At 39.6% G+C, this 515-nt stretch carries 1 protein-coding gene; it reads right to left on the bottom strand.

Going from position 1 to position 515, the window contains the following annotated elements; translation table 11 throughout:
• Positions 1–515: hypothetical protein (locus GC102_RS22345; protein ID WP_171691453.1), on the bottom strand; the 515-nt coding region annotated here is incomplete at both ends.

Here is a 515-nt window from a genome sequence, read left to right as displayed (position 1 = left end):
TTCCCTAAATCAATTTTTATCCATCGCAACCCGTTATTTGGATAACTATCGCTAAATTGGTTAGTGTCTTTATCTCCGTTGGTTATTTTAACCAAATTATTAAAATTCGCCGAAGCACTAGGAACGATCCCAAAGGCTACATTATTTTCATCCGGTGGCGATGGATTGATCCCATCTCTCACACCTGCCTTAATGGCTTTCATTTGATTTAGCTGATCAGGACTCAATGAACCGTTTTTAAAAATAGCGGCATCCATTGATACTACACCTTGGTTTTGATTAACAGACTTTATGTAATCAACCATATACATGTCGGTATAGCTTTTGTTTGCTCCTGCCCAACCGGTACCCAAATGAGAAAGTGTATGCCATTGTAATCCGTCTAACCATCTACTTGTGGGAACAGCTCCGAAGGATGTTACTTCTCCAGCAGTATAATCCTCGAAATCGCCGGCCTGAGGATTTTTCTTAATGGAAACACCTGGGTTAAAAGAAATTATTGCTTTTGGATTTCC

The organism is Paenibacillus germinis, assembly GCF_013141785.1.
GTDB classification, from domain to species: Bacteria; Bacillota; Bacilli; order Paenibacillales; family NBRC-103111; genus Paenibacillus_E; species Paenibacillus_E phytorum.
The sequence above is the reverse complement of the archived record's forward strand: the minus strand, read 5'-3'. Positions and strand labels throughout refer to the sequence as shown.